The sequence below is a fragment of the Actinophytocola sp. genome, assembly GCF_045807065.1.
GTDB lineage: Bacteria > Actinomycetota > Actinomycetes > Mycobacteriales > Pseudonocardiaceae > Actinophytocola.
This window is the reverse complement of sequence record NZ_JBJMIE010000657.1, coordinates 1-3,501: the sequence shown is the minus strand read 5'-3', so window position 1 is coordinate 3,501 and position 3,501 is coordinate 1. Positions and strand designations below refer to the sequence as shown.

Genomic DNA, 3,501 nt, shown 5'->3' with positions numbered 1-3,501 from the left:
GGTCGGCCTGACGGGGCGTTTGATGTGGCGTTCGTTCATGGGACCGGTGATGGTTGGCCCAGGGTGGAGTTTCCGGGTGAGGCGGTGTCCATCGACAAAGGCGTGAACGATCCGCTGCACGGACGTGAGATCCGTGAGTTGAGCCGCACGCTGGTGCCGCGGCTACGCGAATCGCTCGGGAAACGGCTGCCGGACTTCATGGTGCCGTCGGCGTTCGTCGTGCTCGACGCGTTGCCGTTGACGGTGAATGGGAAGGTGGATCGGCGGGGTTTGCCGGTGCCGGGTGGTCGGCCGGTGTGGTTGGCGGATGTGGTGGGGCCGCGGTCGGTGGTTGAGGAGGTTTTGGTGGGGGTGTGGCAGGAGGTGTTGGGGGTTGATCGGGTGGGTGTTGAGGATGATTTTTTTGAGTTGGGTGGGCATTCGTTGTTGGCGACGCAGTTGGTGTCGCGGGTGCGGGAGCGGTTGGGTGTTGAGTTGGCGTTGAGGTCGGTGTTTGAGTGTCCGACGGTTGCTGGTTTGGCGGTTGTGGTTGCGGGTGCGGGGCGGCGTGGTGGGGTTGAGTTGGGGTCGGTGGGTCGGCCGGGTGTGGTGCCGTTGTCGTTTGCGCAGCAGCGGTTGTGGTTTTTGGATCAGTTGGTGCCGGGTAGTCCTTTTTATAATTCGCCGCATGTGGTGCGGTTGCGTGGTGGTGTTGATGTTGGTGTGTTGGGGCGGGTGTTGTCGGAGGTTGTTGGGCGGCATGAGTCTTTGCGTACGAGGTTTGTGTCTGTTGATGGGGCGCCGCGGCAGGTTGTGGGTGGGGTGGGTGTGGTGTCGGTTGAGTTGGTTGATGTGTCTGGTGGGGCCGATCCCGAAACAGACGCCCGCGAGACCGCTGCCGACCGCGTGGCCCGGCCGTTCGACCTGGCCGTCGGCCCGCTGGTGCGCGTCACGTTGATCCGGCTCGCCGACGACGACCACGTGCTGTGCGTCGTGGCGCACCACATCGTCTCCGACGGCTGGTCCATGGGAGTCTTCGCGAGTGAGCTGAACGCGCTCTACGAGGCGTTCCTCGCCGGTCGCCCATCGCCGTTGCCGCCCCTGCCGGTGCAGTACGCCGACTTCGCCGTCTGGCAACGCACCTGGCTCGTCGAGGACGAGTTGCGCACGCAGCTCGACTACTGGAGCGCGAACCTGTCCGGCCTGGCGCCCACGCTGGAGCTGCCGACGGACCGGCCACGCCCTCCGATGCTGAGCCACACCGGCGGCGTGGTGACCTTCGACGTCCCCGCCGACGTCGCCGACAGACTGCGCGCACTGAGCCGCAAACACGGCGTGACGTTGTTCATGACACTGCTTGCCGCGTTCCAGGTTGTGCTGGCCCGGTACACCCGGACCACCGACATCGCGGTGGGCTCGCCCATCGCGGGTCGGGTGCGCCCCGAGTTGGAGCGCCTGATCGGGTTCTTCGTGAACACCCTGGTGTTGCGGACCGACTTGTCCGGTGATCCCTCGTTCGTGGACCTTCTGGGTCGGGTGCGGGAGACGGCGTTGGGTGCGTACGCGCATCAGGACCTGCCGTTCGAGCAACTCGTCGAGGAGCTTGCTCCGGTCCGGGACCTGAGCCGCAACCCGCTGGTGCAGGTCATGTTCCAGCTCATGAACGCACCACGGGAGCGCATCGCCCTGACCGGTACGACGGTCGAGTCCTTCGGGACCGGCGTCGGCGGCACCCGGTGCGACGTCGAGTGCTACCTGGTGGAGCGCGGCCCCCGGCTCGCCGGCCGTTTCGTCTACAGCGTCGACCTGTTCGACGAACCCACGATCACGCGCATGGCGAGCCACTTCCTCCACGTGCTGGCCCAGGTCGCGGCCGCGCCGGACCGGTCGCTCCACCACGTCGCACTGCTCGCGCCGGACGAGCACCGCACGATCACCGTCGAATGGAACGACACCGCGGCCGACACGCCGGCGGCGGCCCTGCCGGCACTGTTCGAACGACAGGTCCGGCTCACCCCGGACGCCCCGGCGGTGATCAGCGGTGAGGACCACCTGACCTATGCCGAGCTGAACAGCGCCGCCAACCGGCTCGCGCACGCGATCCGCGCCAGGGGCATCGGTGCGGAGAGCGTGGTCGCCCTGTGCACCAGGAGGTGCGTGTGGGCGGCGGTCGGTCTGCTCGGCATCCTCAAGGCGGGCGCGGCCTACCTGCCACTCGACCCGGAGTACCCGGCCGAACGGCTGGCCTACCTCCTGGCGGACAGTGGCGCCGAGCTCGTGGTCACCTCGGGCGGCGGCGCGGACGCCGTCCTCCCGGCCGACCTGGCCAGGATCAGCCTGGACGATCCCACGGAGCTGGCCGCTCAGCCCGACGACGACCCCGACGGGCAGCTCCCGCCCAACGCACTCGCCTATCTCATCTACACGTCCGGATCCACTGGGGAACCCAAGGCGACTGCGGTGGAACACCGGAGCGTGGTCAACCTGGCAGCCGGGATGCACGCGTTGCTCGCACCCGAGGGACCCCGCCCGTTCAGGGTCGCCGGCGTGGCGTCGCTGTCCTTCGACGCCAGCGTCGCCGAGTACGCCACGGCGTGGCTGCACGGCGGCTGCTGGGTGATCCTCCCGGAGATGGAGCGGACCGGCATGCCGCTGGCCGTGCACCTCAACCAGCACAGGTGCCAGGCGTTGCTGTGCACGCCCTCCGTGCTCCAGACGCTGCCCGTCGTGCCGTTGCCGGAGCTCGCCGTCGTGGCGGTCGCGGGCGAGCCGTGCTCGAGGGAGCTGGCCGCCGCGTGGGCCACCCCGCAGCGGCGCTTCTACAACATCTACGGGCCCACCGAGTGCACGGTGAACGCGACCGCGGCGCACCTGCCCGACGGCCGCGTCGAGCCGACGATCGGCCTCCCGATGCGCAACACCAGGGCCTACGTGCTGGACGCCAGCCTGCGGCCGGCACCCGTCGGTGTGCCCGGCGAGCTGTTCCTCGGCGGAACCGGCGTGGCGCGCGGCTACCGGAGAAGGCCGGCACTGACCGCGCAGCGTTTCGTGGCTGACCCCTTCGGCCCCGCCGGCGCCCGTCTGTACCGCACCGGCGACCTGGCGCGGTGGAACACCGAGGGGCGGCTGGAGTTCCTCGGCCGCATCGACGACCAGGTCAAGGTGCGGGGCTTCCGGATCGAGCCGGGGGAGGTGGAGGCCGCGCTCCGCCGGCACCCGTCCGTCCACGACGCCGCGGTCGTCGCCAGGGAGGACAAGCCGGGCGAGCGACGCCTCGTCGGATACGTGGTGAGCGTGCCCGGTGCCGAGGTGATGCCCCCCGAGCTGCGCGCGTTCCTGCTCCCCATCCTGCCCGAGCACCTGATCCCGACCGTGTTCGTGCCGATGGACGCGTTGCCGTTGACGGTGAATGGGAAGGTGGATCGGCGGGGTTTGCCGGTGCCGGGTGGTCGGCCGGTGTGGTTGGCGGATGTGGTGGGGCCGCGGTCGGTGGTTGAGGAGGTTTTGGTGGGGGTGTGGCAG

The 3,501-nt window shown here is 69.2% G+C and carries 1 protein-coding gene; it reads left to right on the top strand.

From position 1 onward, the window contains the following. Positions 1-198: 198 nt before the first annotated feature. The coding region (locus ACJ73U_RS38680; protein WP_407782741.1) for an amino acid adenylation domain-containing protein at positions 199-3,501 on the top strand (3,303 nt) is incomplete at its 3' end.